Here is a 26150-nt window from a genome sequence, read left to right as displayed (position 1 = left end):
GCCGATGGGCCGGGGTGGGATGATGGGGCGAGGAGAGACAGGAGAGGGGTGCTGGTGGGCAGGCTCGGCGAGCTGGAGCGCGCGGTGATGGATGTGCTGTGGGCACATGGCGAACCGCTGAGCGTGCGCGCCGTGCACGAGGGGCTCGCCGACCGGGACCTCGCCTACACCACGGTGATGACCGTGCTCAGCAGGCTGGCGGCCAAGAACATCGTGCGGCGCGAGCGGGCCGGCCGGGCCTGGTTGTACGCGCCGCTGGCCAGCAGGGAGGAGTACGTCGCCGAGCTGATGCTGGAGGCGCTCGCGCTCACCGGGGACCGGGACTCGGCACTGGTGCGGTTCGCGCACTCGGTCAGCAGCGACGAGGCCGACGCGCTGCGCAAGGCGCTCGCCCCGCCACGGGACGAGGGGGACGCCCGGTGACCATCGTCCTGCACCACCTCGCGGCGCTCCTGGTGGCCGCGGTCGTGGTGCTGTGGCTGTGGCACGGCCGCTGGACGCATGCGCACCCCCGTACCGCGCTGGTGCTCTGGCAGGTGGTCGGGCTCACCGTGGTGGTCTCGACCGTGGGTGCCCTGCTCGGCATCGGGCTCGCACCCTACGAACTCGGGCTGGTGCCCGCGCTCGGCGCGCTGGCGGCCGACCTGGCCGCCGGCGAGCTCTGGCGCACGGTTGATCCGGCGCATCTCGGCATCGCGGCCGCCGGGCTGGCCCTGGCCTGCTGGCTGATCGGCAACCAGATCGTCTGCCTGCTGCGTACCAACCGCCTGCGGGCCCGGCACCGCGCGATCCTGAACCTGGTCGCGCACTCCGCGGCCGACGCGCTGGTGGTGGACCACCCGATCGCCGTCGCCTACTGCCTGCCCGGCCGCACGCCGCGCATCGTGGTCAGCGCGGGCGCCCGGCACCTGCTCACCGGCGTCGAGCTGGACGCGGTGCTCGCCCACGAGCGGGCACACGCCCGCGAGCGGCACGACCTGGTGCTCGCACCCTTCCACGCGCTGCACCGGTTGTGGCCACATGGCCGCCTGCTCGGCAGGGTCTGCGCCGCCATCGCGCTGCTGGTGGAGATGTGCGCCGACGACCGCGCGGCCAGCCAGCACGGCGCGGAACCACTCGCCAGCGCGCTGGAGCGGTTCCACCGCAATGGTTCCGGCGGCACACCGGCCGGTGCGCTTGCCGCTATCGACGACAATGTCGAGACCCGGATCCGGCGGCTACGGCAACCGGTGCATGCCGCGTGGGCGGGGCACTCGGCGGCACCGATCCGGCTGCTGGCGGTACTGGTCGCCCTGGTCGCGCTCGGCACCTCGGCCAGCCTGTTCGTGGTGCCCGCCTGAAGACATACTACGTTATGTAGTACATTTCCGGCATGGAAATCGTCTACGACCTGCTCGTGGTTCTGCATCTGCTCGGTATGGCCGGGATCCTGAGCGGATTGATGACCTACGCCTATGCCCAGACCCCCAAGGCGTTCACGATCATCGCGCACAGCGCGGCCACCCAGCTGGTCACCGGGGTGGCGATGGTCGGGATCGCCTCGGCCGACCTGGTCGGCGCCGAGGTCAACCACATCAAGATCGGCGTGAAGCTGCTGATCGCCCTGATCGTGCTGGTGCTGGGCTACACCGCCGTGCGCAAGCAGGCCGCGAGCCGGAACCTGCTGACCGCGATCACCCTGCTGACCATCGCGAACGTCGCGATCGCCGTTATCTGGTAGCCCGCCCGGTCCGGCGCAGCCAGTACAGGCCGATCGCGGGCAGTACCAGTGGGATGAACAGGTAGCCCCGTCCGTAGTTGGACCACACCGTGGCATCCGGGAAGGCCGCGGCGTCGAACACGGTCAACGTGCCCACGGTGAGCACCCCGGCCAGTTCCACGCTGCAGGCGGCCAGCGCGATCCGCCACCACGCCCGGCCGGAACGGGCGAGCGCGAGGGTGGCCAGCAGGTACACCACGGCCGCGAACGCGGACAGCAGGTAGGCCAGCGGTGCCTCCTCGAAGCGGGTCGCGATCTGCACCGCCGCCCGGGAGGTCGCCGCGACCGCGAAGATCGCGTACACCGCAACCAGCACCCGCCCCGGCCCACTCGCGGTCCGGGGCGCGGCGCGCTCGGCACGGTCCTCAGGCACCAGCACCTCCCCATACCTCGTGCATTCGCAGGATCAACACCGGCACGGTCACGCAGGCCACCCCGAGCACCACCGTGCTCGACCTGCTCCGCTCGGCCAGCGCCCACAGCGTCGCCACCGGCAGCACGGCGAGCGAGCCGATGAGGTAGGCGATGAACGTGGCCATGCTGCCAGGGCGATCCCCGGAGATCAGCAGCACGACGGCCACCACAACCTGCGCCAGCAGCAGGACCTCCAGCACCGCGATCGCGACCAGCAGCGGGTCCTTCGGCGAGCGGCCCCTTGCCGCCGAGACGAAGCTCCAGCAGGCGACGGCCAGTGAACACAGCGCGACCGCCGTCGCGAGCCAGGTGACCACGATCCTCCGTCCAGCAAAACTACTACAAGCGGTAGTGTATACCTGTCCCCTTGGGCCAGCCGATGGTACGGCGGAGGATGCTGCGTCCGGGTGGTCGACACTCAGCCAGGTGCACGACAAAGTCGGCCTTTATCGCATACTCGTTAGTAGTGCCCGGCGGTTCTGCTCCTCTTTAGTGTGAAAAAGGGGCAGGCATTCACACAGCTGTCACCTGCATTGGTGGAGTGCAGATGAGTGTTACGACTCATCCGGGTGATATCGGTGAGTGACGTGCCCACTCACTGTTTTGTCCCGGCCGGGGTGTAGGAGATTTTTCGTACCCTGAACAGCCCAGCCGAACCGCTGAGATGGCGGATTGGCTCAGGCCTTCCCATTGTTGTGGGATAGGCGTTGTGCGGATGGTCCGGACGTTGCGGTAATCGGTTGCGGGATACGCAATGCGGATCTTCCTTGCCCGGAGGGGTTGAGCGTGGCCGAAAGATACCGTCGCGGGACGGAAAGGTTGTGTGATGGATCTCCGTTATGAGGCTTTTTGCTTCGCGGATCCGCTGTTCTTCGACGAGCAGCGGGAGTCCGCCACGGCGGAGGATGTGCTGGGGCACGAACTTGAGCAACCGGATTCCGGCTGGCTACGGGAGGACATGGGGGTGTGGCGCATGCTGCGTCCCACCTCGGGGCCTCTGCCCGAGCAGGGTTGGAAGATCCATGTTTCCGCTTGTCTCGACAACGCCGAACGGGTGTTGACGACGGTTCACGAGTACTGTCTCGCACATAAGATCTCCTTCAAGTACCTGCGCACCCGGTCGATCCTGCTCGCTCGTAATTCCAAATACGCTCCGCGTTCGGCGAGTGGGAAGTTAATAACCATCTACCCGGCCGACGACGGTCAGTTCGAGCGGGTGCTCGCCGATCTTTCGGGGAAACTCGACGGCGAGGAAGGCCCCTATATTCTGAGTGATCTTCGTTATGGTAAAGGGCCGCTCTTCGTGCGCTACGGCGGGTTCGTCGAACGGTGGGTGGAAGCGGATGGTACCCGGGTCCTGGCGATCCGCAAATCGGACGGCACCCTGGTACCCGACAAACGTGGTCCCAGTTTTGTGGTCCCGGACTGGGTCGACCTTCCGGAGTGCCTCGAGCCGCATGTCGCGGCGCGCAAGGGCGGCGACCCCGCCGACTTCCCCTACCGGGTGACGAGATCCCTGCACTTCTCCAACGGCGGTGGCGTGTACCAGGCCGAGCGGTTGGCGGACGGCAAGGAGCTCGTGCTCAAGGAGGGCCGACCGCACGCCGGCCTGGACCGCGACCAGGCCGACGCGGTGACCCGCCTGCAGCGCGAGTACGACATCCTCACCCGGCTGGCGGGCATCGAGGGCATTCCCGAGGTGTACGACCTGTTCACCGTGTGGGAGCACCATTTCCTCGCCATGGAGTACGTGCGCGGGCGCCCCCTTGGTTCCTGGCTGTCCCGCAACTACCCGCTGACCCGTGGGGACATCGACGAGCGGGAGGTGGCCGACTACACCCGGCGTGCCCTCGGCCTGCTCGACTCGGTGACCAGGCTGATCTCCGAGGTGCACGAGCGCGGGGTCGTCTTCGGCGATCTGCACGCGCTGAACATCATGGTGGACGACGAGGCAGGCCAAGAAGGCCAAGAGGCCGGGGACACCAAGCACACCGCCGGGTCGCCGCGGATCTCACTGATCGACTTCGAGCTGGCCGCTCCGGTGGACACCGGCGGCAGGCCCGCGCTCGGCGCCCCCGGCTTCCGGGCGCCACGGGACCGCACCGGATTCCAGATCGACGAGTACGCGCTCGCCGCGCTGCGCCTGTGGCTGTTCCTTCCGGTCAACGCGCTGCTCGAGCTCTCGCCCGCGAAGCTGTTCCCGCTGGTCGAGTTCGTCGAACGGCGCTTCCCGGTGCCGGCGGGCTTCGGCGAGTCCGTGCTGAACGTGCTCGCCCCGCGGGACGAGCAGGGGGCACGCCTCGCCCCGGCCAGTACCGAACTGGACCAGCCGGAACCGGACTGGGGCATGGTGCGCAAGTCGCTGGCCGAGGCCATCCTTGCCAGCGCCACCCCGGAGCGTGCCGACCGGCTGTTCCCCGGTGACATCGAGCAGTTCCGCGTCGGCGGCACCTGCTTCGGCTACGGCGCGGCCGGGGTGCTGCATGCGCTGGAGGTCACCGGTGCCGGCCGCTACCCCGAGCACGAACGCTGGCTGATCGAGGCGGTGCGCCGGGAGCGGCCCGCCCGGCCGGGCTTCTACGACGGCGCGCACGGCATCGCCTACGTGCTGGAGAACCTCGGGCACTCCGAGGAGGCCACCGCGGTGCTGGACGGTGCCGCCAACCTGGTGGAGCAGACCCAGGACCACAGCCTGGACGGTGGCCTCGCCGGGATCGCGCTCAACCTGCGGCACTTCGCCGCCACCCGGCAGGACGCGGACTTCCGGGCGCACGCGATGCGGATCGGTGACCGGCTGGCCGAGGCGGTGGCCGGAGCCGAGGCGCCCGGCGGTTTCGCCAGGGCAGGGCTGCTGCACGGCTGGTCCGGCCCGGCCCTGCTGTTCCTGCGGCTGTACGACGACACCGGCGAGGAGTCCTGGCTGGACCTCGCCGAACAGGCACTACAACGGGACCTCGCCGAAGGCGTCCTGGCCGACGACGGTTCGCTGCAGGTACGCGACGGCGGCGCGCGCACCCTGCCCTACCTGGCCATCGGCAGCGCGGGGGTCGCGATCGTGGCCGGTGAGCTGGCCGAGTACCGGCCGGGAGCGGAGAGCGCCGCGCGGATCCCGGAACTGCTCAAGGCCTGCCGCGGCGAGTTCGTCGTCCACCCCAGCCTGCTGTTCGGCCGTGCGGGCCTGATGGTCACCCTGGCCGAGGCCGACCGGCGCGCGCCCGATCCGGTGCTGGCCGAGTCGGTCAACCGGCACCTTTCCCGGCTGGCCTGGCACGGCATCCCGTTCGGCGAGGACGGGATCGCGGTCCCCGGCAACCAGCTGCTGCGGCTCTCCATGGACCTGAAGACCGGCGGCGCGGGGCTGCTGCTCGCGCTCGCCTCCACTGTGGACGGTCATGGGCCGGTGCTGCCCTTCCTGGGCACCCCTGGCCGTCCTCCCCGGACCCCCGGTCAATCCCCGGCCGGAGGAAAGTAAGTAACCCGAAAGGAAATACTGATGGAGCACGTTCTCGACCTGCAGAACCTCGAGTCCGCCGACGCGCCGGAGTACGGCGGCCCGAGCCACGGCGGTGGCGGCAGCAACCTGAGCCTGATCGCCTCCTGCGCGAACAGCACCGTCAGCCTGCTGACCTGCCACTGAGGTTCGCTCCGGCGCTGAAGCGCCGATTCGGACGGTAACGCGAGGGCGCGGGAGCGGCACAGGCCAAGTGTGCCGCTCCCGCGTCACTCATTCTTCCCCAAGGAGGGGCGTGGTGGGACTAACGAGCGTGCGTGCGCCTGGTGACCGGGTGCTGCTCGCGGTCCTGCGGCACGACCCCCCTCGGCTGCTGCTACTCGCTCTGATGGCCGTGATCGCCACCACGGCCGGGCTGTTGCTGCCGGGTGCGCTCGCCGACGCCGTGGACGCGGCGGTCGCCGCCGAGCGCTCCTGGCCCCAGGTGCTCTGGCTGCTCACCCTCGGCATCTCCGAGATCGTCGCCGATGTGGCCGCCGTGATCATCACCGCCAGGGTGACCGCGGGCGCGGGCGCGTGGCTGCGCCGCAGGCTCACCCGGCAGCTGACCGGCCTCGGCACCCGTTCCCCCTTCGTCGCGGGCGACGCGGTCAGCAGGGTGACCACCGACTGCGCGGGCGCAGCCGAGATCTCCTCGATCCTGGTGCAGCTGTGCTCCGCCGTGGTCGTCTCCACCGGCGCGATCGTGCTGCTGGCCCTGCTGGACTGGCGGCTGGCCGTGGTGTTCCTCGGCAGCGTGCCGATCGCGCTCCTGCTCGCCCGCTCCCACCTGCGGCTCACCGCCGCCGACGTGCTCTCCTACCAGCAGGTTTCCGGGGACCTCTCGGCCCGGCTGCTGGACGCGGTCGGCGGGCTGCGCACCATCGCGGCCTCCGGCACCGCGGAGCGGGAGGCTGCCCGCGTGCTGCGCCCGCTGCCCCGGCTGGCCGCGGCCGGGATCGGCATGTGGCGCACCCAGGCCCGGATGGTCTGGCGGGCCGGGCTGCTGCTGCCCGCGGTGCAGCTCGGCGTGCTCACCGCCGCGGGTTTCGGGGTGCTCGCCGGCAGGCTCTCCATCGGCGATGTGCTCGCCGCGCTCGGCTACGTGGTCCTCGGGATGAGCCTGGTCCAGCAGATCCCGCTGCTCACCACGTTGTCCAGGGCGCGCGGCTGCGGCACCCGGCTGGCCGAGGTACTCGACTCCCCGTTGCCGCGGGACGGCGACCGGCCACTGCCCGCGGGCCATGGCGAGATCGAGCTGCGCGGTGTCGGGGTGGACGGCGCGCTGGAGGGCATCGACCTCACCGTGCCTGCGGGCACCAGCCTTGCCGTGGTCGGCAGGTCGGGTGCCGGCAAGACGGCGCTGGCCGCCGTGCTCGGCGGACTGCGGCCGCCGGACCGGGGTGCGGCGCTGCTGCACGGGGTTCCGGTGGACCAGCTCCCGGCCGAGGACGTACGGGCCGCCGTAGGGCACGCCTTCGAGCGGCCCGCACTGCTCGGAGCGACCGTGCAGGATGCGGTGGCCTATGGCAGCTGGGCCGGCCCGTCCGCGGTGCGGGAGGCCTGCCGTGCCGCCCAGGTGCACGACCTGGTGGTGCGGCTGCCGGAGGGCTACCGCACCCCACTGGAGCAGACCCCGCTCTCCGGCGGGGAGGCACAACGGCTGGGGCTGGCGCGAGCGCTGGCGCGCAAGCCGCGACTGCTGGTGCTGGACGAGGCCACCGGCAGCCTGGACACCGTCACCGAGAGCATGGTGGAGGACGCGATCGAGTCGACCCTGCCAGGCCGGACCAGGGTGGTGGTCACCCACCGGGCGGGCACCGCGCGCCGCGCCGACCGGGTGCTGTGGCTGGAGGATGGCCGGATCCGGGCCTGCGCGCCGCATGCCGAGCTGTGGTCCGAGCCGGAGTACCGATCCGTGTTCACCGAGGAAGAGACCGAAGCCGGGACGGGTACATCGTGACGGTCACGAAGCTGTACTGGACGACGCTCGGCAAGCAGTGGCGCGGTGGCCTGGTGCTGCTGGTCTGCTCCGTGCTGGAAGGCGCCCCCGCCTTCCTGTCCGGGCGGCTGGTCCAGCTCGCCGTGGACGACGGGTTCGGGGCAGGCCGGCCTGCCATCGGCGTTGGCTGGCTGCTGGTCTTCGGCGCGGTCGCCGTGCTCGGCGCGTTCGGCTCCCGGCTGGTCTGGCGGCGGCTCGGCAGCATCATCGAGCCGCTGCGCGACACCATGGTCGGCGCCGTGGTGCGCGGGGTGCTGCGCGGCGGCGCCGCGCACCGGCACCGGCCGGACGCCAGTGGGGTCGCCCGGATCACCCAGCACATCGAGGTGATCCGGGACGCCACCGCCGGGCTGCTGGTGCAGGCGCGGGGCATGGTGGTGACCACGGTGAGCGCGCTCGCCGGGCTGTTCACCGTGGCCGGGACGCTGGCCTGGGCGGTCGCGGTGCCGGTGGTGCTGTCGGTGGCCGTGTTCGTCGGCCTGTTGCCCACCCTGGCAAGCAGGCAGCGGGCACTCGCGATCGCCGACGAGGGGACCGCCGAGTCCGCGGGCGAGGTGCTCGCCGGCCTGCGCGATGTGGTCGCCTGCGGGGCCGAACCCGCCGCGATCGCCGCCGTGGACTCCCGGATCGAGGCTCAGGCCAGGGCGAAGGTCCGGATGGCGGTTGCGACCGCGATGCGCACCCTGGTGATCGCGGTAGGTGCCTTCGTGCCGCTGGTGCTGGTGCTGGTCATGGCGCCGGGCATGGTCGCGGCCGGGCAGCTCACCGCGGGCGCCGCGCTCGGCTCGCTGGTCTACCTGGCCAGCACCATGCAACCCGCCCTGCAGGGATTGGCTTCCACGGCGAGCACCGTGGTGCTGCGGCTGCTGGTCGCGCTGCGCAGGCTGGGCGAGGCCGGGGCAGGCGGGGACGAGCCCGCGCCGGAGGGCGGCACCCGGGTGCCGGAGGGCCGCGAACTGGTCGCCAGCGGGCTGACCTTCGGCTGGGGCGCGCATGCCGAACCCATTGTCACCGGCCTCGACCTCGAGCTCGGTCCCGGTGATCACCTTGCCGTGGTCGGGCCGAGTGGTATCGGCAAGTCGACCCTGGCCGGGCTGATCACCGGAATGCTCGCCCCGCAGCGCGGGCAGGTGCTGCTTGGCGGGGTGCCGGTACGCGAGATCCGGCCGGAGGCACGGCACCGGCTGATCGCGCTCACCCCGCAGGAGTCCTATGTCTTCGCGGGCACGGTCCGGGAGAACCTCTCCCTGTTCGCGCCGTCGGCCAGCGAGTCCCACCTGCTCGCGGCCGCCGAGGCGGTGGGCGCGAGCAGGCTGCTGGAACGGCTGGGCGGGTTGAACGGCTCGGTCGCGCACGGCGGGGAGGGCCTGTCCACCGGTGAGGTGCAGCTGCTCGCGCTGGCCAGGCTCTACGCCAGCCCGGCCGAGGTGATCGTGCTGGACGAGGCCACCGCCAACCTGGACGCGGCGGCCGAGGCAAGGGCCGAGCGCGCCTTCGCCGCCAGGGGCGGGGTGCTCGTGGTGATCGCGCACCGGCTCAGCTCCGCCCTGCGGGCCAACCGGGTACTGGTGATGGACGGCAGGGACACCCTGCTCGGCGGGCACGACGAGCTGCTGGTCTCCTCGCCGCGCTATGCCGAGCTGATGCAGGCATGGGAGGGCTCGTTCACCCGGGTTCCACCAGCAGCGCCGCCAGCGAGTCGCGTAGCCGCCCACTGATCGGCCGGGGCCTGCGGGTCTCCCGGTCCACGAACACGTGCACGAAATGCCCCTCGGCGACCACGGTCTCCCGGTCCTCGCGGTAGATGCCGACCTCGTACCGCACGCTGGAGCCGCCGAGCTTGCCGACCCGCAGACCGACAGCCAGCGACTCGGGGAAGGCCGTTGCGGCGTGGTAGTTGCAGTGCGACTCCACACACAGGCCGATCGTGTCGCCGGCATGGATGTCCAGGCCACCCTCGCGGATCAGCCAGGTGTTGATGACCGTGTCCATGATCGAGTAGTGCACGGCGTTGTTCATGTGCCCGTAGACATCGTTGTCCTTCCACCGGGTGGGCACGGTTTCCCAGTGCGGGTAGGAGGTCTGCATGCGGGCAAGCTAACGCACCGGTACCCGCTGTGACTCCGGTCTCACCCCGAGGAGGCCGCGCGGGGCATGGCGTACGGCCTGCCGATCGGGTAGCGTTCTCGGCGCACATCGTTTCGCGGTCAGCCGCTCGTAGATCGGAGCCTCAGCAGCGCCCAATAGGAATAATCGTGTTTTGGCCACTGGGCGCATTTCCGGCTCGTTCGTAATTATTCCGGCGAGTCTCGTCGTCATACTCAGATTATTTCTTCTTGGCTGGTCCGGGCGGTTCGCGGGCGGTTCAGGATAGTTATCACACACACGTTCGGCTGGTATCCGTTGGCGTTCAGCGCCCGGGTGTGCTTGACTGTGTAGGACATTCGGTTACGGCCGGTGTCGTCCTTATTTTTTGTCACACAGGAGATTTTCATGACGCAGGGCACCGTTAAGTGGTTCAACTCCGAGAAGGGCTTCGGTTTCATCACCCCCGACCAGGGCGACGGGGACGTCTTCGTGCACTACTCGGAGATCAAGGGCAACGGCTTCCGGACCCTGGAGGAGAACGCCCGCGTTGAGTTCGAGATCGGCCAGGGCCAGAAGGGCCCGCAGGCCACCTCGGTCAGCGTCATCTGAGGCTGACCCCCAGACGTTTTTCCCGGTGCCCGCCACCTCACCGAGGTGGCGGGCACCGTCTTGTCTGCACCCTCCTCATCTCCACCCGCGTCTCCACCCCGGAGTGGTCCCGCTCCACCCGCCCCGCGGCCTAGCGTTCGCCTCATGGACAACACGGGTAGGGATGACAAGCGCACAGGCGGCCGGGCATTGCTCCTGCTGATCGGGGTGGGTGTGCTGCTGTTGCTCGGCTTCCTGGCCTACCGGCTGCTCCTGGTCGAGATCATCACCAGCCTGTCCGGCCGGTGAGCGCGCCGGGGCGGCCGATGCCGAGAATCGGGAGATGACCGAAGCGAAGCGCCGATGGCGGCTGCCGGACAACCTCGCGCCAGGGTGGCTGGTGGTGCAGGTGTTCGGCACGGTGTTCCTCGCGGTGACCCTGCTCACCGCGCGCGAGGACGAGCCGTGGATCTGGGCCTGCTACGGCGCCTGTGCCGTCTGCTGGACGGTGTTCGTCCTCGCCGGGGCCAGGGCACCCCGGTTCTCTGCGGCCATGCTGGGGGTGGCCGCGGCCCTGCCCGCACTCGCGGCCGGGCCCGCGGCCGACATGACCCCGGCCATCCTCGGCGCCATCGCGCTCGGCAGGTTCGCCGCGCTCGAGACACCCGGCGTCAGCACAATCGTGCTGACCGGGGTGGGCGGCGCCCTGCTCGCCACCGCCTCCGGCGTACTGGCCGGATCCCCGGTCGCCGAGGCGCTGGTGACACCGGGGGTGCTGTTGCTGTTCATGCTGTTCGGCCTGCACCAGCGGCAGGACCGGGTGCGGGCGCGGCAGGCCGAGCAACTGCTCGAACAGACCCGCCTGGCCCAGGCGGAGCACGCGCGTGCCGCCGCGCTTGACGAGCGCACCCGGATCGCGCGGGAGATCCACGATGTGCTCGCGCATTCCCTCGGGGCCCTCGGCGTCCAGCTGGAGCTCGCCGAGGCGCAACTCGCCGAGAAGTCCGATGTGGAAGGATCACTGGGTACGGTGCGGCGCGCGCGGCGGCTGGCCGCGGACGGGCTTGCCGAGGCGAGAAACGCCGTTGCCGCGCTACGTAAGGACGTGCCCGCGCTGACCGAGGCACTGGCCGAACTCGCCGGCAGGCATCGCGCGGACCACGGCACGCCGGTGGAATTCCGCACCGAGGGGGTGCCGCGCGCGGTGTCCTCGGCCGCCGCCGTCTCACTTTCCGGGATCGCAAGGGAAGCGCTCACCAACGCCGCGCGGCATGCGCCCGGCGCGGCGGTCGCCATGGTGCTGGAGTTCGGCTCCGGCCGGGTGTCCCTGCGCGTGCTGAACGAGCGCACCGGCAACCAGGTGGTGCGCCCGCAGGGGTTCGGGCTGACCGGGCTACGCGAGCGGATCGCGCTGGCCGGTGGCACCCTGACCGCGGGCGGCGAGGGGCGGACCTGGCGAGTGAGCGCGGAGGTACCGGATGGGTGAGCCGATCAGGGTGCTCGTCGTGGACGACCAGCAGGTGATCCGGGAAGGGCTGGTTGCGCTGCTCGGGCTGGTCGAGGGCGTGCAGGTGACCGGGTCCGCCGCCGAAGGGGCCGCGGCGCTGGAGTCCCTGGCGCGGGAACGGGCCGACGTGGTGCTGATGGACCTGCGGATGCCAGGGCTCGACGGGGTGGCGGCCACCGAGCGGATCAACCGGGAGTTCCCAGGGACCGCGGTGGTCGTGCTCACCACCTATTCCGATGACGACTCGATCGCGGGCGCGCTGCGTGCGGGTGCGCGCGGTTACCTGACCAAGGACGCCGGCCGGGGCGAGATCACCGCCGCGCTGCACTCGGCCGCGGCCGGCCAGTCGACCTTCGCGGCGGACGTCTCCAGCAGGCTGGTCGCCGCGCTGGACCCGCCGACGGGCGACCGTAAGCCGCCGGACGGTCTCACCGCTCGCGAGGCCGAGGTGCTCGGGCTGATCGGCGCCGGGCTGAGCAATGCCGAGATCGCCGGGCGGCTGTTCATCGGCGAGACAACGGTCAAGACACATATCAACAATGCCTTCGCCAAGATCGGTGTTCGTAACCGTGCCGAGGCCGTGCGGTATGCGTATCGCAACGATCTGTCCGGTTCCTGACCACGCGGATGCGCCGGCCGGGGAGAATGTTCAACCGACCACCCGGCTAACCGCGTGTCCCGCCGCGGACTCGGCTACGGTCATGCGAGTCTCGCGACTGGGCGGAGGGTAGACACAATGACGAGCACCGCGACCCGCGCTGCCGGGGAGCACGGCGCGCAGGCCGCAGGCACGCCGGGGCCGGGCGGCCATGGGGCGCCTGCGCAGTCCCGGTCCGGGCTGGCGGGTCTTGCCGAGTTGCCTGCGGGCGCCGTACGCCGGATCGTCCGCGCCACGCGCCGCACCCCCGGCAGGCTGTCCCTGATCGCCGTGGGGCTGATCGTGCTCGCCCTGCTGACCGGGGTGTTCGGCACCATCGCCATGCAGGACCGCAAGGGCTCCATCGACGGGCTGATCGAGCACCGGGAACCGCTCGCCGCCGCGGCGCAGGAGGTGTACCGCTCGCTCTCCGACGCCGATGCCACCGCGGCCAGCTCCTTCCTGTTCACCGGGGGTGAGCCGCGGCAACTGCGGGAACGGTACGAGCTGGATATCGCCAAGGCGGGTGCCGCGCTGGCCAAGGCGGCCTCCGACTCCGCGGGGGTCGGCGACGCGGCCACCCAGGTCGACATCCTCAGCCAGCAGTTGCCCGTCTACACCGGACTGGTGGAGCAGGCACGGGCGAACAACCTGCAGGGTTTCCCGGTCGGCGCCTCCTATCTGCGCGAGGCTTCGCACCTGATGCGCTCCACTCTGCTACCGGCGGCCGAGGAGCTGTACCGGATCGACACCCAGCGGCTGGCCGCGGAACAGGACGACGCCAGCGGGTTCCCGTGGCTGACCGCGCTGCTCGTGCTGGCGCTGCTGGGCGCGCTGATCGCGGCGCAGGTGCATATCAAGCGCAGCACCAACCGGGTGTTCAACATCGGGCTGGTGGTGGCCACGATCGCGGTCGGGGTGGCGATCCTGTGGACCGCTGCGGCTTTGATCGTGCAGAGCGTGCTGGTGTCCGCGGGCCGAGACAGCACCGAGCAGGTGGACCAGCTGGTGCAGGCAAGGATCACCGCGCTGAAGGCACGGGCGGACGAAACCCTGACCCTGGTGGCACGGGGCGGCGGCGATGAGTACGAGAAGGAGTTCGTGCAGCTGAGCGCCGAACTGGCCGGGCCGGACGGCGAGGGCGGCATGCTGGAGCGGGCGCGGAACCTGACCGCGGGTGAACCCGCCGCCGAGCCCACGGCCGCCGCGGCGGAGGACGCGAGTGCCTGGCTGCGTGCGCACACCGAGGTCCGGTCGCTGGACCAGGCCGGCAACCACGACCGGGCGGTGGGGCTCGCGATGGACAGCACGGACGAGCAGAGCGCGGCGGCGGCGTTCACCCGCCTGGACGGTCACCTCGCTGAGGCGATCAACGCCGCGCGGCAAGGCTTTCTGGACGACACCACGAACGGGTCCCGTGCCCTGATCCTGCTCGCGCCCGGGTTCGCGGTGCTGGCGGTGATCGCCGCGCTCGGCGTGACGATGGGGATCAGGGAACGGCTGAGGGAGTATCGGTGAGCAAGCGGGGATTGCCAAGGAAACTGTTCGCCGTGCTGGGCACGCTGGCGGTGCTGGCCACCGGTTGCGGCTCGCCCGGCGAGCCGGTCGATCCGGCGCCGGTGGGTTCGGTGCAGCGCCCGGAGCCCGCGGGCTCCGGTCCGGTCGATGTGGACAGCGAGAAGTCGGAGTCGCCGGACTGCAACGCCACGGCCAGCCTGCCGCCCCAGGCCGGTATTCCCGCCGGGTCCACAATGGCCGAAATCAGGGAGCGCGGGCATCTGGTCGCCGGGGTGGACCAGAACACCTTCCTGTTCGGTTTCCGCAACCCCACCACCGGCAAGCTCGAGGGCTTCGACATCGACATCGCCAAGGAGATCGCCAGGGCGATCTTCGGTGACCCGGAGAAGATCCGGTTCCAGGCGATCACCTCGGCCCAGCGCGAGGATGTGCTGATGAACGGCGAGGTGGACGTCGTGGTGCGGACCTACACGGTGAACTGCGCGCGGCGGGACAAGGTCAACTTCTCCTCGGTGTACTACGTCGCGGGCCAGCGGCTGCTCGTGGACAAGACATCCTCGGTGACCAGCCTGGCCGGCCTCGAAGGCGAGCGGGTATGCGCGGCCAAGGGCTCCACCTCGCTGAAGAACATCGCGGCCGTGTCCGGCCCGATCCCGGTGCAGGTGAACGACTGGTCGGACTGCCTGGTCATGCTGCAGCAGGGGCAGGTGGCCGCGGTGTCCACCGACGACACCATCCTGGCCGGGATGGCCGCGCAGGATCCGACCACGAAGGTCGTCGGCGAGACCTTCACCGAGGAGCCGTACGGGGTCGGCATCCCCAAGGAGAACGAGGACATGGTGCGGTTCGTCAACCACGTGCTCGAGCTGGTACGCGGCGGCCGGTGGCAGCAGAGCTATGACGAGTGGGTGGCCGAACGGCTCGGTCCGGCGAGCCCGCCCCAGCCCGAGTACAGGTAGCGGGAGGTAGCAGTGTCGGACCAGGTCTGGCGTGAGCCCGAGCAGCGGCAGCCCCAGCAGCCCCCGCGCCCACCCCAGCAGCAGCCGCAGCAACAGCCGCAGCAAGCTGCCGGCGACCCGCAGCTGACCAGTGTGCTGAACGCGCCCGCGGAGACCAGGAGTATCGCGCCGCCCGCACCCGCGGTGGAACCGGGCTCGGACGTGCCCTTGCCGGACCCCGGAACGGAGAGCGTGCTGCCGCCGAGCACCAGCGGGGGCAGCAGGCCGGGCACCGGTCCCGGCAGCACCCCTGGCAGCGAGCCGGGCTCGTGGCCGGGAACAGGGCCCGGTACCGGACCCGGCACCTTCCCCGGCACCTCCCGGCGCAGTTCCGCGCGGACCTCGCGCCGCGGCAGGCTCGGTGCCGGCCTGGTGGACGTGCCGCAGGTGCCCTACCGGGACCCGGCATCGGCCGTGCTGGCGAACCCGGTGGTGTCGGAGGAGAAACGGTTCTGCGGCAGCTGCCAGGCGAAGGTCGGCCGGGGCAAGGACGGCAAACCGGGCGAGCCGGAGGGCAGGTGCCCGAAGTGCGGCGCCTCGTTCTCCTTTCTGCCGAAGCTGCGGCCCGGCGAGGTGGTCGGCGGGCAGTACGAGGTGCTCGGCGCGCTGGCCTACGGCGGGCTCGGCTGGATCTACCTCGCCAAGGACCGCAACGTCAGCGACCGCTGGGTCGTGCTCAAGGGACTGATCGACACCGGCGACGCCACCGCGCTGGCCGCCGCGGTGAACGAGACCCGGTTCCTCGCCGAGGTCGAGCATCCGAACATCGTCCGGATCTACAACTTCGTGCAGCATCCGGACAACCACACCGGCACCTCGGTCGGCTACATCGTGATGGAGTACGTCGGGGGCCAGTCGCTGCGCCAGCTGGCGCTGGCGCACCACCGGGAGACCGGTCGCCCGGAGCCGTTGCCGATCGGCCAGGTCATCGCCTACGGGCTGGAGATCCTGCCCGCGCTGGGTTACCTGCACAGCCAGGGGCTGCTGTACTGCGACCTGAAGCCGGACAACGTGATCCAGACGCACGAGCAGCTCAAGCTGATCGACCTCGGTGCGGTGCGCCGGATGGACGACTACGAGAGCCCGCTGTTCTACACCACCGGCTACAGCGCCCCCGAGCTGCCCAAGCACGGCGCCTCGGTGGCCTCCGACCTCTACACCGTCGGCCGCACCCTGGCCGTGCTCAGCTTCGAGTTCGCCGGTTACACCACCAAGTACAAGACCACCCTGCCCGGGCCGGACGAGGTCCCGCTGTTCGCCCTTTTCGGCTCGTACTACCGGTTCCTGCGCCGCGCCACGCATGCCGACCCGGACCGCCGCTTCCTCTCCGCCGAGGACATGGCCGACCAGCTCACCGGGGTGCTGCGCGAGATCATGTCGCTGGGCACCGGCGAGCCGCGCCCCGGTGTCTCCCCCGTATTCGGCCCGGAGACCAAGACCTTCGGGGTGGACATGGTGCTGCCCGAGCAGGGGGTGCAGGGCAGTCCGGTTCCGCTCCCGGACCCCGGCCAGGTGGTGACCGGGCTGCCGATCCCGCAGATCGACACCGGGGACGCGGGCGCGGGGGTGCTGGCCACCGTGCTGCAGGCCGATCCGCGTACCGCGATCGAGGCCCTCGCCGGGGCGCCGCGGGAGTCCATCGAGGTCCGGCTGCGCATCGTGCGCGCCAGGATCGAGCTCGGCGAGCTGGCCGAGGCAGGCCGCCAGCTGCAGGCCGCCCAGTACCTCGCGATCAAGGCCGGGTACCCGCACGACTGGCGGATCGACTGGTACCGCGGGCTGATCGAGCTGGCCGGCGGCAGGCCGCGAGTGGCCCAGGCGGCCTTCGACACGGTGTACGACGACCTGCCCGGCGAGATCGCGCCGAAGCTGGCGCTCGGGGTCAGCGCGGAGTACGTCGGCGACTACTTCGCGGCCGCCCGCTTCTACGAGCTGGTCTGGCGCACTGACCGGTCCTACGTGAGCGCCGCCTTCGGGCTGGCCAGGGTGTACCTGGCGCAGGGTGGCCGGGCCGGTGCGGTGGAGGTGCTGGAGTCCATCCCGGTGGCCTCCACGCACCATGTGGACGCCCAGGTCGCCGCGGTAAAGATCAAGACAAGGAACGGGGAGCAGGGCCAGGTCGCCGAGCGTGATCTGGTGCAGGCCGCCGCCCAGCTGGAACGGCTCTCGCTGGACGCGGAGCGACGTGCCCGGCTCTCGGCCGAGGTGCTCGAGGCCGCGCACGACTGGCTGCGCAGCGCGAACGCCCGCGGTACGCAGGTCACCCCGGGTGCCACCGTGCTCGGCTGCGCCCTCGCCGACCGGGACATCCGGTTCGGGCTAGAGCGCTGCTACCGCTCGCTTGCCCGCCTTGCCGGCAGCTCCGACCAGCGGATCGAGCTGGTCGACCGGGCCAACGCCGTCCGCCCGCGCACGCTCACCTGACGACTGCTGTCACCGCATCGGAACTATGGGGAGCGCAGCTCGACGATGGTGATGTCCGGCGGGGCGCCCACCCGCACCGGCGGTCCCCAGAACCCGGCTCCCCTGGTGACGTAGAGCTGGGTGTCGCCGAACCGGTAGTGCCCGGCCACCGCGCCCTGCTGCAGGCTCACCAGCAGTTCGAACGGGGTGAGCTGCCCGCCGTGGGTGTGCCCGGACAGCTGCAGGTCCACGTCCTGCGCCACCGCGTCGGCCACGTCCACCGGCTGGTGCGCGAGCAGCACCGCGGCGCGCTCCGGATCCCGGCCCCGCATGGCCGCGGCCACATCGGCGGCGTCCTGCCACTGGTATGCGGTGGCGTCGTTCACCCCGGCCAGCTCGAACCGGCCGCCGTTGTGCGTGATGGTGACCCGTTGGTTGCGCAGTGCCGTGATGCCGAGGGTGCGCACATGCTCCACCCACTGCCGGTACCCCACGTAGTACTCGTGGTTGCCGGTGACGAAGAAGGTGCCGTGCGTGCTGCGCAGCTCCGCCAGCGGGGCGGCCGCCTCGGCCAGCGCGGGCACGTCCCCGTCCACCAGGTCACCGACGATGGCCACCGCGTCCGGGCCCTCGGCGTTGACCATGTCCACGATCCGCTGGGTGAACCCGTGGCCAAGGATCGGCCCGAGATGGATATCGCTGATCAGCGCGATCCGGCAACCGGATGCCCGCGGGTCCAGCCTGCGCAGGGTGATCGGCACCCGGGTGATCGAGGGCGGCCCCATCGCCACCGTGGCCCCGTAGCCGACCAGCCCGGCGGCGGCCACCCCGGCCACGGCCGCCGATCCGCGGGCCAGCGCCACCCGCCTGCTGACGCCCCTCGGCGGCTCCTCCGGTGCGCGGCGGACCCACCGGCGCAGCGCCAGCCGGGGCAGCTCCAGCACCAGCAGGCCGAGCAGCAGGTAGTAGAAGACCGCCAGCCACAGGTAGCCGGGCCAGGCGAACCACTGCGCCACGGCCGGATCCAGGGCGGTGCCGAGTGCGAGGGCGGCCACCATCACCAGTACGAGGAGGATCAGCACGCCGGTGGCCACGAGGCGCACCCGGCCTCGGGGCAGCGTGTCCCGGATCAGCCGTTTCCACAGGTAGAGATGCAGAATCGCGAGCAGCAGCCCGGCGAGGAGCAGGAACACCAGACCGACCCTATCCAGCCCCGGTCACGGGTTGATGTTCCAGTCCTCCCGGTTGCCGCGGGCCGCCGCCTCACGGAACTTCTCCAGCGCGTTCGGGTCACCGTGCGTGGTGAAGTGCTCCAGTTCGACCATCACGAACAGCCCGCGGGCGCGGACCGCGATCGGCCCGTCCTCGGCGTCCAGCCTGCCGTCCGCGCTGACGTAGATCTTGCGGCCCGCGGTCCCGTCCAGCGTCGCGGTGATGTACAGCGTCGAGCCCACCGGCACCGGCCTGCGGAAGTCGGTCTCCAGCTTGCCGGTGACCGCGGGCTTGCGCAGCAGGTTGCCGACGGTGGCGCCGAGCGCCTCGTCGAAAGCGCAGGCCAGCAGGCCACCGTGGGCGAGGCCCGGTGCGCCCTGATGCGCCTCGGTCACGGTGAACTGGGAGTGCACCGTGCGACCCTCGCCGACCGTGGACTGCAGGTGCAGGCCGGCCTCCTGCTCGTCCCCGCAGCCGAAGCACTGCGCGTAGTGCACCCCGAGCTTGCTGCCCGCCGCGGGGGCGTTCGGGTGCGGGACGGCCGGTTCCGTCTCCACCGGTGGCCAGGCCCTGGCCGGTTCGGCTGCCGGTGACTGTGCCGAGCTACTCACCCGTCCACGCTAACCCGGCACACCCGCCATACCGAACATCAAGTGGCCAAGCGCTCACTAGGCCCGCCCTGAAACCCTGAACGTGGCTTTCGAGACGTCAGATGTCTCAATAGTGCCGTTCGCGACGTTGAGCGTCCTGATCGCCACGTTCAGGGTATTCGGCTGGTCAGCTGGCGAGGGCGGATTTCGCGGTCCACTCCTGCCAGGAGTAGGTCCAGTCGTGGTAGTCGCCATCCCGCGGGCCGAGCTGCTGGGTGCTGCCCTCGATCTCCACCGGGTCGCCCATCAGCGCACTGTCGTAGTACTCCTTGGCGTTGGCGGGGGACAGGTTGAGGCAGCCGTGCGAGACGTTGCGCTTGCCCTGATCGCCAACCGACCAGGGTGCCGCATGCGTGAACTCGCCGTTGTTCGAGATCCGCACCGCCCACTTCACCTCGAAGTCCTCGTAGCCGTAGCCGGGGTTGTTCATGAAGTACGTCTGGTGCTTGCTCATCACCACATGCGTGCCGCTGTGCGTGACCCGGCCGGGATCGGAGTCCAGCCCGTAGCTCACCGGGTAGTCGGCCACTTGCTTGCCGTCCCGGATGACCTGCATCCGGTGCGTCTGGGTGTTGCCCTTGACGATCTGCGAGCGGCCGATCTCGAAGCTCGCCTTCAGGTCCTGCTTGCCGTACACGCCGTCGGAAAGCTCGATCCCGTATACCGGAGCGTCCACCGTGACCTTGGTGTGCGGCTGCCAGTACTCCTTCGGCCGCCAGTGCACCGAGCTGTCGTTCTGCAGCCAGGCCCAGGAGCCCTCGGTCTGCGGCGTGGACTCCACGCTGAGCGCCTTCTCGATGGCGGCCTTGTTGGTGACCGAGACCGGTTTGCCCGCGCCGTCACGGAAGGTGACGCTGATCGGCATCGCGATGCCGTAGGTCCGGTCGTCGCCAACGTTCAGGGTGGCCCTGAGCAGCTGGCGCGGGGTGACGGTGGTGAAGCTGCCGGTGATCGGCGTGGACTCACCATCGGAGCCGATGGCGGTACCGGACCAGGTGTAGGTCTTGCCGTAGCCGAGCGGCTCGGTGGCCGTCCAGGTCGTGCTGTCGGCGCTGGCCTCGCCCTTGACCTGCTCGCCTTCCGGGTTGGTCAGCGCGACCGTCTGGATCGTGCCATTGGCGACCGAGAGCTGGACGTCGTCGGCGGGCGCCACATCGGTGGCGCCGTCGGCAGGCTGGGCCTGTACCTTCGCCGCGGGTTTCGCCTCGGTGGTCGCGGTGTCCGGTTCCGGTGTTCCGCCGTCCTCGGATCCGCCCGAGCACGCGCTCAATCCCAGCACTGTCGCCAGCAACAGGACGAGCAGAACGCTCGGACGCGAACCGGAAATGTCGCTTCGCGTCAACTGAATGCCCCTTCTCCCCATATCTGCCCAGATGACGCCCGACCGCGCGGGAACGTTGACACCGTCCGGTGTGACTAGGGTCACAAGGCGACACGGTGTGTGTTGCTGGTCGCCTATCCGTGCCACCTGTTAGGGGGTTCCGCTTCCGTTGGTCCAACCGTATGGACCTTGGGGCCAGAAGGGGCCGATTCCCGGTAGTCTGCCCTCAGGCCGTCGTTTTGCGTGTTCGTGGCTTCACACTCGCGGAACTTCTGACGCGGGCCATGAGCCAAAGCAGCTCTTTGCTCGACTCGTTGGAACTGCCCGGGACGGCCCGGGGGCCGCCCATGGCGGCTCCCCATGCGGATCAGTAACGAGGAGTAAAGACGGTGGCGCAAGGCACTGTGAAGTGGTTCAACGCCGAAAAGGGCTTCGGCTTCATTGCCCAGGACGGCGGCGAGGGCGACGTTTTCGTGCACTACTCGGAGATCGACGGGCGCGGCTTCCGCACCCTCGAAGAGAACCAGCGAGTGGAGTTCGAGGTCGGCCAGGGCCAGAAGGGCCCGCAGGCACAGAAGGTTCGCGTCCTGCAGGGCTGATTGCGTACCTGACATTCGGGCCCCGGCGGAGTTTCCGCCGGGGCCCGGTGTTTGTCTGTGGTGTGTCTCGGCGCCGTTTCTTGCGGTGCGCTTCTGACAACTCGCTGTCAGCGCCTGTTCCTGAACTCGCGACACGGTCAGCTCGGCCGGGCTCGGACTCCGGCACTGTCGTCACCTTCGCTGTTCAGGCGCCCGGCCTCGCCGACCGTGGGCGTTGCCGCGCGAGTTCTTCCCGCCCTCTGAACAGTGAAAGTCCAGTCCGGAAGCAGGCTGTCAGAGACTTCCGGCCACCGGCCACTGGTGGTCGAAGTAGTGCTGGTCGGTCCGCGGTTCGGTGACGTTGTGCGGACGGCGCCGCTCCGCTGCCGCCTGTGACTCCCAGGAGAGGCGCTCGAGGATCCACTCCTGGGCAAGCGCCTGCGGGGAGGTGTCGCGCTGTGCGGCGAGCTCCTTGAGCTGTTCGCTGGCGATCAGGTTGAGCCGGAGCTGGTACACCTGCGCCTCGCCGAAGCGACGCCCGCTGCCGGTGCTCTCCGGGTCGTCGGAGTCCGGTGCGAGCGCGGCCAGGTAGCTGGTCAGCTCCTGGTCCTCGACCGACCCCGCCGCCTCCCTGGCGGCGGTGTTCCGGTGCCGGCCGGGGTTCACGGCTTTGAGGTTGGTGCGGCTGCGTCCTAGCGATGGAAGAGGCACAGGCACACGATAACGGTTGGGTTTCGGCGAGAAAGCGTCTGTGACACGGCCCACACGGCGTGTCGCCAAGAAACCCATTTCCCTAGGCCATCCAGGGGAGCTACACGGTCCACAGGTCAATCCCCACAACTCTCCGTATCAACCCCAAGCGCAACAACCAACGGAACCACGCTGGATCAGAAACCACCCCGCGCCGTGGGGGTCCGGGGGCTCGGCCCCCGGGAGATACGAGGATGGTGCGAAGACGCCGCCCAGGCGTCGAGCACCAATGGAGAGGCCCCGCGCCAGGGGGAGGAACGCGGGGGCCGGAGGGGATCTCCACAGGCGCTGACCGGGGGTGTGTCAGCACGTTGATTGTTACATGACAGGGCGGCTTGGGGCGAGTGGGTGAACAGAAAAAACCGTTTGACCTGTCATCTTGTTGTTGCCGTACGTTCATGTCCCGGGTGACCTCGGATGGCGGCCCGAGTCCACTGAGCGTGTTGAGAGGTTCACCCAGCGGGGGGCTGTGGGGTGATCGGCCTGATCGCTAGCCTCGCGGCCAAGTAATCCGAGCAACCATATGGAGGAGCTATGAGCGGGTCACTCGAAGTTCGACAGTTCCTCCTTCGGTACGAGGGCGAGGCCGCGGGTGGCTATCCCGGTGGCGTTCCCCCTCAGCGCACTGGGAACGCCGATGCGTCGCGGATTTCCGACGACCAGGTGCGCCGGGCGCGGCTCGCGGTCGCGCGGAGCGCGGATGGCGTCGAGGACTGTGCCCAGTTGCTGGACATGCTCGGACTGATCCCGGATGACGACGGGCAGTCGCCCGTGCAGCGCTAGCGGGTACTGCCCAGGTGCACGCCCCCTGGTCGTGCACCTGGGCAGTACCTGGCAAAAATACGTGTCCGGCCTGCTCCGGGCAATCGGTTACTCGTCGATGGGCCGCTTCGTTCCTGAATGCTTGGTGGGACTGGTCGACCGTCAAGCATAACAGTGTTATCTTTGCTGGGACGAGAGGATCTTCCTGTGCAGGACAACACTGTTATCGCCGCGGACCTGGCGGCAGAGCTGCGCCCGTTCGTGCAGCGCTGGGGCGGCGCGTTCATGGCTTCCGCCGAGCTGGCCGAGGTGGAGCGCGAGCTGGGCCTTGCGCGGCGGGCGCTGTACTTCCGTGGGCGCTCGGCCGTGCTCGGCGATCCGCCTGCTCCGGTCGTGGCCGAGTTGTTTGCGATCTTCCCCCGCTGGCTGCTGGACGTGCTGCTGCCCCCGGCCACCTCGGCGCTGGACTCGGCCCGGGCGGTGCTGGCCTTCCAGGAAGGTGCCGCCCGCTGGGCCAGGGCGCGGTTGTCCGGCCTGGACCGGCCGGAGCGGCTGGCCGTCCTGCTGGCCAGGCTGGTCGAGGCGGCCGAGCCGGGCGGGCTCGCGTTGTTCGGTGGCTGGCGCCGGGCGGCCTGGCCGGAGGGTGGGGCCGAGCGGGTCGGACACGGTCTCAACCTGCTTCGGGAGTATCGCGGCGGGTTGCACTTCGCGGCCCTGCGTGCGGTCGGGCTGCCCATCGAGGAGGCGATCGTCGCGGACCCCGAGGGCGGCCGTGGCCGCCTGCTGCGCACCGGCTGGCAGCCCGAGGCGGCCGGCGAGCTGATCGCGCGGGCCCGGGCGCGGCCGGACCTGCACGAGCGGTGGCGCCGCGCCGAGGCGCTGACCGATGAGCGGATGGGTGAGCTGCTAGTGGCCGCGCTGGACGAGCGGGAACGTGGCGAGTTGCTCGACCGCATGCGCGCGCTGGACGGGCTGGCCACCAGGGCCGGCTGAGCCCGGGGGCATCGGTGCAGGCCGTGGGTCTGCTGATCGGCTAGGGGACCCCGTTTTGAAGGCCCATGGACCCGTGTCCTATGCTAGTTATCGCTCCCAGGGGGACCTGAGAGCGCGGTCGTCCGGTTCGCCGAAGAGACCGGGCTCCCATCGTCCAGCGGCCTAGGACTCCGCCCTTTCAAGGCGGCAACGCGGGTTCGAATCCCGTTGGGAGTACGGTGGTGCAGACGTAGGATGTGCACCATGAGCAAGGCCCTGTGGCGCAGTTGGTTAGCGCGTCGCCCTGTCACGGCGAAGGTCGCGGGTTCGAGTCCCGTCAGGGTCGCCAAAGCGTTCGGCTCCTCGCCGGCGTTTCCGGCCAGGTAGCTCAGTTGGTACGAGCGTCCGCCTGAAAAGCGGAAGGTCGCCGGTTCGACCCCGGCCCTGGCCACTCCCGTTGCAGTGCTTTGGAAGCCGCTTTGACCCAGGTCAGGGCGGCTTTCGTGCGTTCTGGGGTCGATCATGGCCCTGTCCGAAGTTGACCGTGGTTGACCGCGTGTTCCCGTCGCTAGTTGCACGCGGGATGCACGGGAGTGCACGCGATCGGTCAGGATGGCGACGTGCCCGTTTTGCTTCAGGTCGCAGCAAGCCTCCTGGCCGCAGTGATCGGCGGTGTGATCTCGCCTCAGTTGTCGCAAGCGAAGGACCGCCGTGCGGCTCGTGCTGCTGTCAGGGAGAAGGTTGCAGAGGTCGACCGTCTTCGGTGGGACGACGAGCCTTACGCCGAGTACCGCCGGGCGGTTGCCGCCTTCGAATCATCAGCGATTCTGGCTCGCGTGCCCCGAGCGGCGGCTGAGCAGTTTATGCATGCTGTCGACCAAGCACGCCAAGCGAGTGTGACCTATGACGAGGGTCCGGACGGTGAGCCGATCTGTCTCCTTCTAGATAACGAGAAAGAGGAAGCGGTCCGGCTTGCTACCCGCGAGTTGGCTCGCGCGCTGTGGCATCCGTGGATGACGAGGCTTACTCGTGCCTTGCTCATCTTTCGACGCCGTAGGCTCCCTTGAGGCGGTCGGCGCGGCGTAAGACGATCGAGCCGCGAAGGGAAGCCGCCATCGTGCCTGCTGAGTTCTCTATGCGTCATGTGGGCCGTCAGCGGCGGCGTGCTGGGGACCGGGCTGTGGTGGCTGCGCCGCGCGGCCCGCCGGGCGTGAGCGGAGCGGGAGCCCGGCGTGTGCCGCGATGGATGCGGCGCGGGTTGCCAGGGTGAGGGGCCGCGTGCGCGGCGCCGCTGGCGGCGCGCCTTGATCCCCTAGAGCCAAGTTCGGCGGCGTATGGCCCTTGGCTGGTCAACCATCATCTGACCCCACGACGACCGTAGTGACGTTTGTCTTGCGATGCTGTACGGCTTTGCATGGCCGTCGTTGCGTTTAGACTGGAGGCGGACAGCGAGATCTGGAGGTGGGCAGCTTGGCTAACCTCAAGAAGGGCGCACGCTTAACCGGGAACACGCGTGACAAGCTTGCTGCTGACCTGAAGAAGAAGTACGAGAAGGGCGCCAGCATCCGTGCGCTGGCTGAGTCCACCGGGCGGTCCTACGGCTTCGTGCATAGGCTGCTTAGCGAAGCTGGTGTGCGTCTACGAGGCAGCACCGGTGGAACGCAATCAGTTGTTCGGAAGAAGCAACCAACAGCGTCTGGTGCGCAGCGAGAGCGTGCGCATCGACTACTGGACGCTGTGCCAGCTCATCGGGTTTCCGAAGCGATAGACCAGTTGCAGCGCCTAGCTCAGCAAGATGAGCAGGAGCAGCCGAGACGGCGGTTTCGGACGGTCGGTGTCTTTGAGGGAGATCCTGATCTTGGTAGACGCTCGAAGGAGACAGCGCACCGGGAGCTGGGCGGCGAGTCAGACAAGACAGCGTGATCGTCGTTGATACCGGTCCCATAGTTGCGATGGGCAACCGCCGGGACGATGACCATGAGCAATGCACAAGGCTGTTAGCCACGACGCGTGGCCCGTTGGTGCTGCCTGAACCGCTGCTAGTTGAGATCGGCTATATGTTGGGGTCTCGCGCCGGACCGCATGCGGAAGCGGGGTTCCTCCGTGATGTCGCGGACGGGGTCTATGAGCTGGAGTCGATGCAGCTGACTGATGTGACTCGTGCGGCAGACTTGGTCGAGACGTACTCCGACTTGCCGCTTGGTGCTGCCGATGCGTGTGTGGTGGCATTAGCCGAACGGCTCGGTGCGACGCGCATCGCGACCTTGGACAAGCGGCACTTCTCCGTGGTCAGGCCGCGCCATACAGAGGCTTTCACTCTATTGCCGTAGCGCCTGCTAGTTCGCCGAGTGTTTCGGTCACGGCGTTCGCTCCGGCCTAGGTTAGTTTGGCGCGTTTGCCGGGTTTGTTGGCGTAGCCGAGTGCTGCGGCTCCTGCTGCGTGTGCGGGCAGCCCATGAGGGGTAACGCGGTGTATCAGGCGTTCGTCCGCGCTCGGAAGCG

Annotated in this window: 25 protein-coding genes, 3 tRNA genes and 1 pseudogene; 22 read left to right on the top strand and 7 right to left on the bottom strand. The window is 69.7% G+C overall.

The features are described from left to right. The first annotated feature begins 48 nt into the window (after positions 1 to 48). Genes KOI47_RS32480 through KOI47_RS32470 form a run of 3 tightly spaced genes read left to right on the top strand, consistent with a single transcriptional unit; the run spans position 49 to position 1720 of the window. A complete protein-coding gene (locus KOI47_RS32480; RefSeq protein WP_216210885.1) occupies positions 49 to 423 on the top strand; it encodes a BlaI/MecI/CopY family transcriptional regulator in 375 nt (124 codons plus the stop codon). Continuing rightward, positions 420 to 1340: a M56 family metallopeptidase gene (locus KOI47_RS32475; RefSeq protein WP_216210883.1), complete on the top strand. Its 921-nt coding sequence runs from the start codon at positions 420 to 422 to the stop codon at positions 1338 to 1340. The genes KOI47_RS32480 and KOI47_RS32475 overlap by 4 nt, the downstream gene beginning before the upstream one ends. Before the next feature lie 32 nt (positions 1341 to 1372). Next, positions 1373 to 1720, top strand: coding sequence for a hypothetical protein (locus tag KOI47_RS32470; RefSeq protein ID WP_216210881.1), 348 nt, complete (start codon positions 1373 to 1375; stop codon positions 1718 to 1720). On the opposite strand, the gene KOI47_RS32465 is transcribed toward KOI47_RS32470, so the two are convergent. Next, positions 1710 to 2132: a hypothetical protein gene (locus tag KOI47_RS32465; RefSeq protein ID WP_216210879.1), complete on the bottom strand. Its 423-nt coding sequence runs from the start codon at positions 2130 to 2132 to the stop codon at positions 1710 to 1712. The two genes, KOI47_RS32470 and KOI47_RS32465, sit on opposite strands and share 11 nt — an antisense overlap. Then, complete coding sequence (locus KOI47_RS32460; RefSeq protein WP_216210877.1) at positions 2125 to 2490, bottom strand: hypothetical protein; 366 nt, start codon at positions 2488 to 2490, stop codon at positions 2125 to 2127. The genes KOI47_RS32465 and KOI47_RS32460 overlap by 8 nt, the downstream gene beginning before the upstream one ends. A 509-nt stretch (positions 2491 to 2999) precedes the next feature. On the opposite strand from KOI47_RS32460, the gene lanKC reads away from it, so the two are divergent. The 4 genes from lanKC to KOI47_RS32440 all read left to right on the top strand — a co-directional run bounded on the left by lanKC (position 3000) and on the right by KOI47_RS32440 (position 9383). After that, positions 3000 to 5645 (top strand): class III lanthionine synthetase LanKC, encoded by a 2646-nt coding sequence (gene lanKC, locus KOI47_RS32455; protein ID WP_216210875.1) that lies wholly within the window; start codon positions 3000 to 3002, stop codon positions 5643 to 5645. A 21-nt stretch (positions 5646 to 5666) separates the two neighbouring features. After that, a complete protein-coding gene (locus KOI47_RS32450; RefSeq protein ID WP_216210873.1) occupies positions 5667 to 5810 on the top strand; it encodes a SapB/AmfS family lanthipeptide in 144 nt (47 codons plus the stop codon). Positions 5811 to 5922: 112 nt separating this feature from the next. Beyond that, a complete protein-coding gene (locus KOI47_RS32445) occupies positions 5923 to 7626 on the top strand; it encodes an ABC transporter ATP-binding protein (RefSeq protein WP_232376400.1) in 1704 nt (567 codons plus the stop codon). Next, the gene (locus KOI47_RS32440; RefSeq protein ID WP_216210871.1) at positions 7623 to 9383 is read left to right on the top strand and encodes an ABC transporter ATP-binding protein; all 1761 of its coding nucleotides are present in this window, start codon (positions 7623 to 7625) and stop codon (positions 9381 to 9383) included. Before KOI47_RS32445 ends, KOI47_RS32440 begins: the two co-directional genes overlap by 4 nt. Here KOI47_RS32440 and KOI47_RS32435 read toward each other — a convergent pair. After that, positions 9331 to 9753 (bottom strand): acyl-CoA thioesterase, encoded by a 423-nt coding sequence (locus KOI47_RS32435; RefSeq protein WP_216210869.1) that lies wholly within the window; start codon positions 9751 to 9753, stop codon positions 9331 to 9333. The genes KOI47_RS32440 and KOI47_RS32435 overlap by 53 nt on opposite strands. Before the next feature lie 405 nt (positions 9754 to 10158). On the opposite strand from KOI47_RS32435, the gene KOI47_RS32430 reads away from it, so the two are divergent. The 7 genes from KOI47_RS32430 to KOI47_RS32400 all read left to right on the top strand — a co-directional run bounded on the left by KOI47_RS32430 (position 10159) and on the right by KOI47_RS32400 (position 17425). Next, complete coding sequence (locus KOI47_RS32430; protein ID WP_141999167.1) at positions 10159 to 10362, top strand: cold-shock protein; 204 nt, start codon at positions 10159 to 10161, stop codon at positions 10360 to 10362. A 144-nt stretch (positions 10363 to 10506) separates the two neighbouring features. Next, entirely contained in the window at positions 10507 to 10650 is a 144-nt protein-coding gene (locus tag KOI47_RS32425; protein ID WP_216210867.1) for a hypothetical protein, read from the top strand. A 34-nt stretch (positions 10651 to 10684) separates the two neighbouring features. Beyond that, the gene (locus KOI47_RS32420) at positions 10685 to 11827 is read left to right on the top strand and encodes a sensor histidine kinase (RefSeq protein ID WP_216210866.1); all 1143 of its coding nucleotides are present in this window, start codon (positions 10685 to 10687) and stop codon (positions 11825 to 11827) included. Next, complete coding sequence (locus KOI47_RS32415) at positions 11820 to 12467, top strand: response regulator (RefSeq protein WP_216210864.1); 648 nt, start codon at positions 11820 to 11822, stop codon at positions 12465 to 12467. Before KOI47_RS32420 ends, KOI47_RS32415 begins: the two co-directional genes overlap by 8 nt. A 117-nt stretch (positions 12468 to 12584) precedes the next feature. Further along, positions 12585 to 14003, top strand: a complete 1419-nt coding sequence (locus KOI47_RS32410; RefSeq protein ID WP_232376399.1) for a hypothetical protein — start codon at positions 12585 to 12587, stop codon at positions 14001 to 14003. Beyond that, positions 14000 to 14962, top strand: coding sequence for a glutamate ABC transporter substrate-binding protein (locus KOI47_RS32405; protein ID WP_232376398.1), 963 nt, complete (start codon positions 14000 to 14002; stop codon positions 14960 to 14962). The genes KOI47_RS32410 and KOI47_RS32405 overlap by 4 nt, the downstream gene beginning before the upstream one ends. Before the next feature lie 12 nt (positions 14963 to 14974). After that, positions 14975 to 17425 (top strand): serine/threonine-protein kinase, encoded by a 2451-nt coding sequence (locus KOI47_RS32400; protein WP_216210862.1) that lies wholly within the window; start codon positions 14975 to 14977, stop codon positions 17423 to 17425. Positions 17426 to 17448: 23 nt separating this feature from the next. Here KOI47_RS32400 and KOI47_RS32395 read toward each other — a convergent pair whose 3' ends face one another. From KOI47_RS32395 to KOI47_RS32385, 3 genes are all read right to left on the bottom strand, one after another. Further along, positions 17449 to 18597: a metallophosphoesterase gene (locus tag KOI47_RS32395; protein ID WP_408629869.1), complete on the bottom strand. Its 1149-nt coding sequence runs from the start codon at positions 18595 to 18597 to the stop codon at positions 17449 to 17451. A gap of 24 nt (positions 18598 to 18621) precedes the next feature. Continuing rightward, positions 18622 to 19173: a PaaI family thioesterase gene (locus KOI47_RS32390; RefSeq protein WP_216217705.1), complete on the bottom strand. Its 552-nt coding sequence runs from the start codon at positions 19171 to 19173 to the stop codon at positions 18622 to 18624. Between the two features lie 220 nt (positions 19174 to 19393). Continuing rightward, the gene (locus tag KOI47_RS32385) at positions 19394 to 20629 is read right to left on the bottom strand and encodes a L,D-transpeptidase (protein WP_216210859.1); all 1236 of its coding nucleotides are present in this window, start codon (positions 20627 to 20629) and stop codon (positions 19394 to 19396) included. A gap of 347 nt (positions 20630 to 20976) precedes the next feature. Between KOI47_RS32385 and KOI47_RS32380 the strand changes: the two genes are divergently transcribed. After that, positions 20977 to 21186 (top strand): cold-shock protein, encoded by a 210-nt coding sequence (locus KOI47_RS32380; RefSeq protein WP_141999155.1) that lies wholly within the window; start codon positions 20977 to 20979, stop codon positions 21184 to 21186. Positions 21187 to 21459: 273 nt separating this feature from the next. Here KOI47_RS32380 and KOI47_RS32375 read toward each other — a convergent pair whose 3' ends face one another. Then, on the bottom strand, positions 21460 to 21876 hold the full coding sequence (locus tag KOI47_RS32375; RefSeq protein WP_216210857.1) for a hypothetical protein: 417 nt from the start codon (positions 21874 to 21876) through the stop codon (positions 21460 to 21462). 573 nt (positions 21877 to 22449) lie between these two features. Between KOI47_RS32375 and KOI47_RS32370 the strand changes: the two genes are divergently transcribed. The 7 genes and pseudogenes from KOI47_RS32370 (at position 22450) to KOI47_RS32340 (ending at position 25979) form a co-directional block, all read left to right on the top strand. Beyond that, positions 22450 to 22698 (top strand): hypothetical protein, encoded by a 249-nt coding sequence (locus KOI47_RS32370; protein ID WP_216210855.1) that lies wholly within the window; start codon positions 22450 to 22452, stop codon positions 22696 to 22698. Between the two features lie 186 nt (positions 22699 to 22884). Then, positions 22885 to 23670: an SCO6745 family protein gene (locus KOI47_RS32365; RefSeq protein WP_332461433.1), complete on the top strand. Its 786-nt coding sequence runs from the start codon at positions 22885 to 22887 to the stop codon at positions 23668 to 23670. 143 nt (positions 23671 to 23813) lie between these two features. After that, positions 23814 to 23886: transfer RNA gene (locus tag KOI47_RS32360), tRNA-Glu, on the top strand. Between the two features lie 35 nt (positions 23887 to 23921). Continuing rightward, a tRNA-Asp gene (locus KOI47_RS32355) sits at positions 23922 to 23998 on the top strand. 28 nt (positions 23999 to 24026) lie between these two features. After that, positions 24027 to 24100, top strand: a tRNA-Phe gene (locus KOI47_RS32350). A gap of 1019 nt (positions 24101 to 25119) precedes the next feature. Further along, positions 25120 to 25332 (top strand): annotated as a pseudogene (locus tag KOI47_RS32345) (helix-turn-helix domain-containing protein); the annotation flags it as partial. Between the two features lie 236 nt (positions 25333 to 25568). Beyond that, on the top strand, positions 25569 to 25979 hold the full coding sequence (locus tag KOI47_RS32340; protein ID WP_216210853.1) for a type II toxin-antitoxin system VapC family toxin: 411 nt from the start codon (positions 25569 to 25571) through the stop codon (positions 25977 to 25979). The last annotated feature ends 171 nt before the right edge of the window (positions 25980 to 26150 follow it).

It is taken from the genome of Amycolatopsis aidingensis (genome assembly GCF_018885265.1).
Lineage (GTDB): Bacteria > Actinomycetota > Actinomycetes > Mycobacteriales > Pseudonocardiaceae > Amycolatopsis > Amycolatopsis aidingensis.
This window is presented reverse-complemented; position numbering and strand designations above follow the sequence as displayed.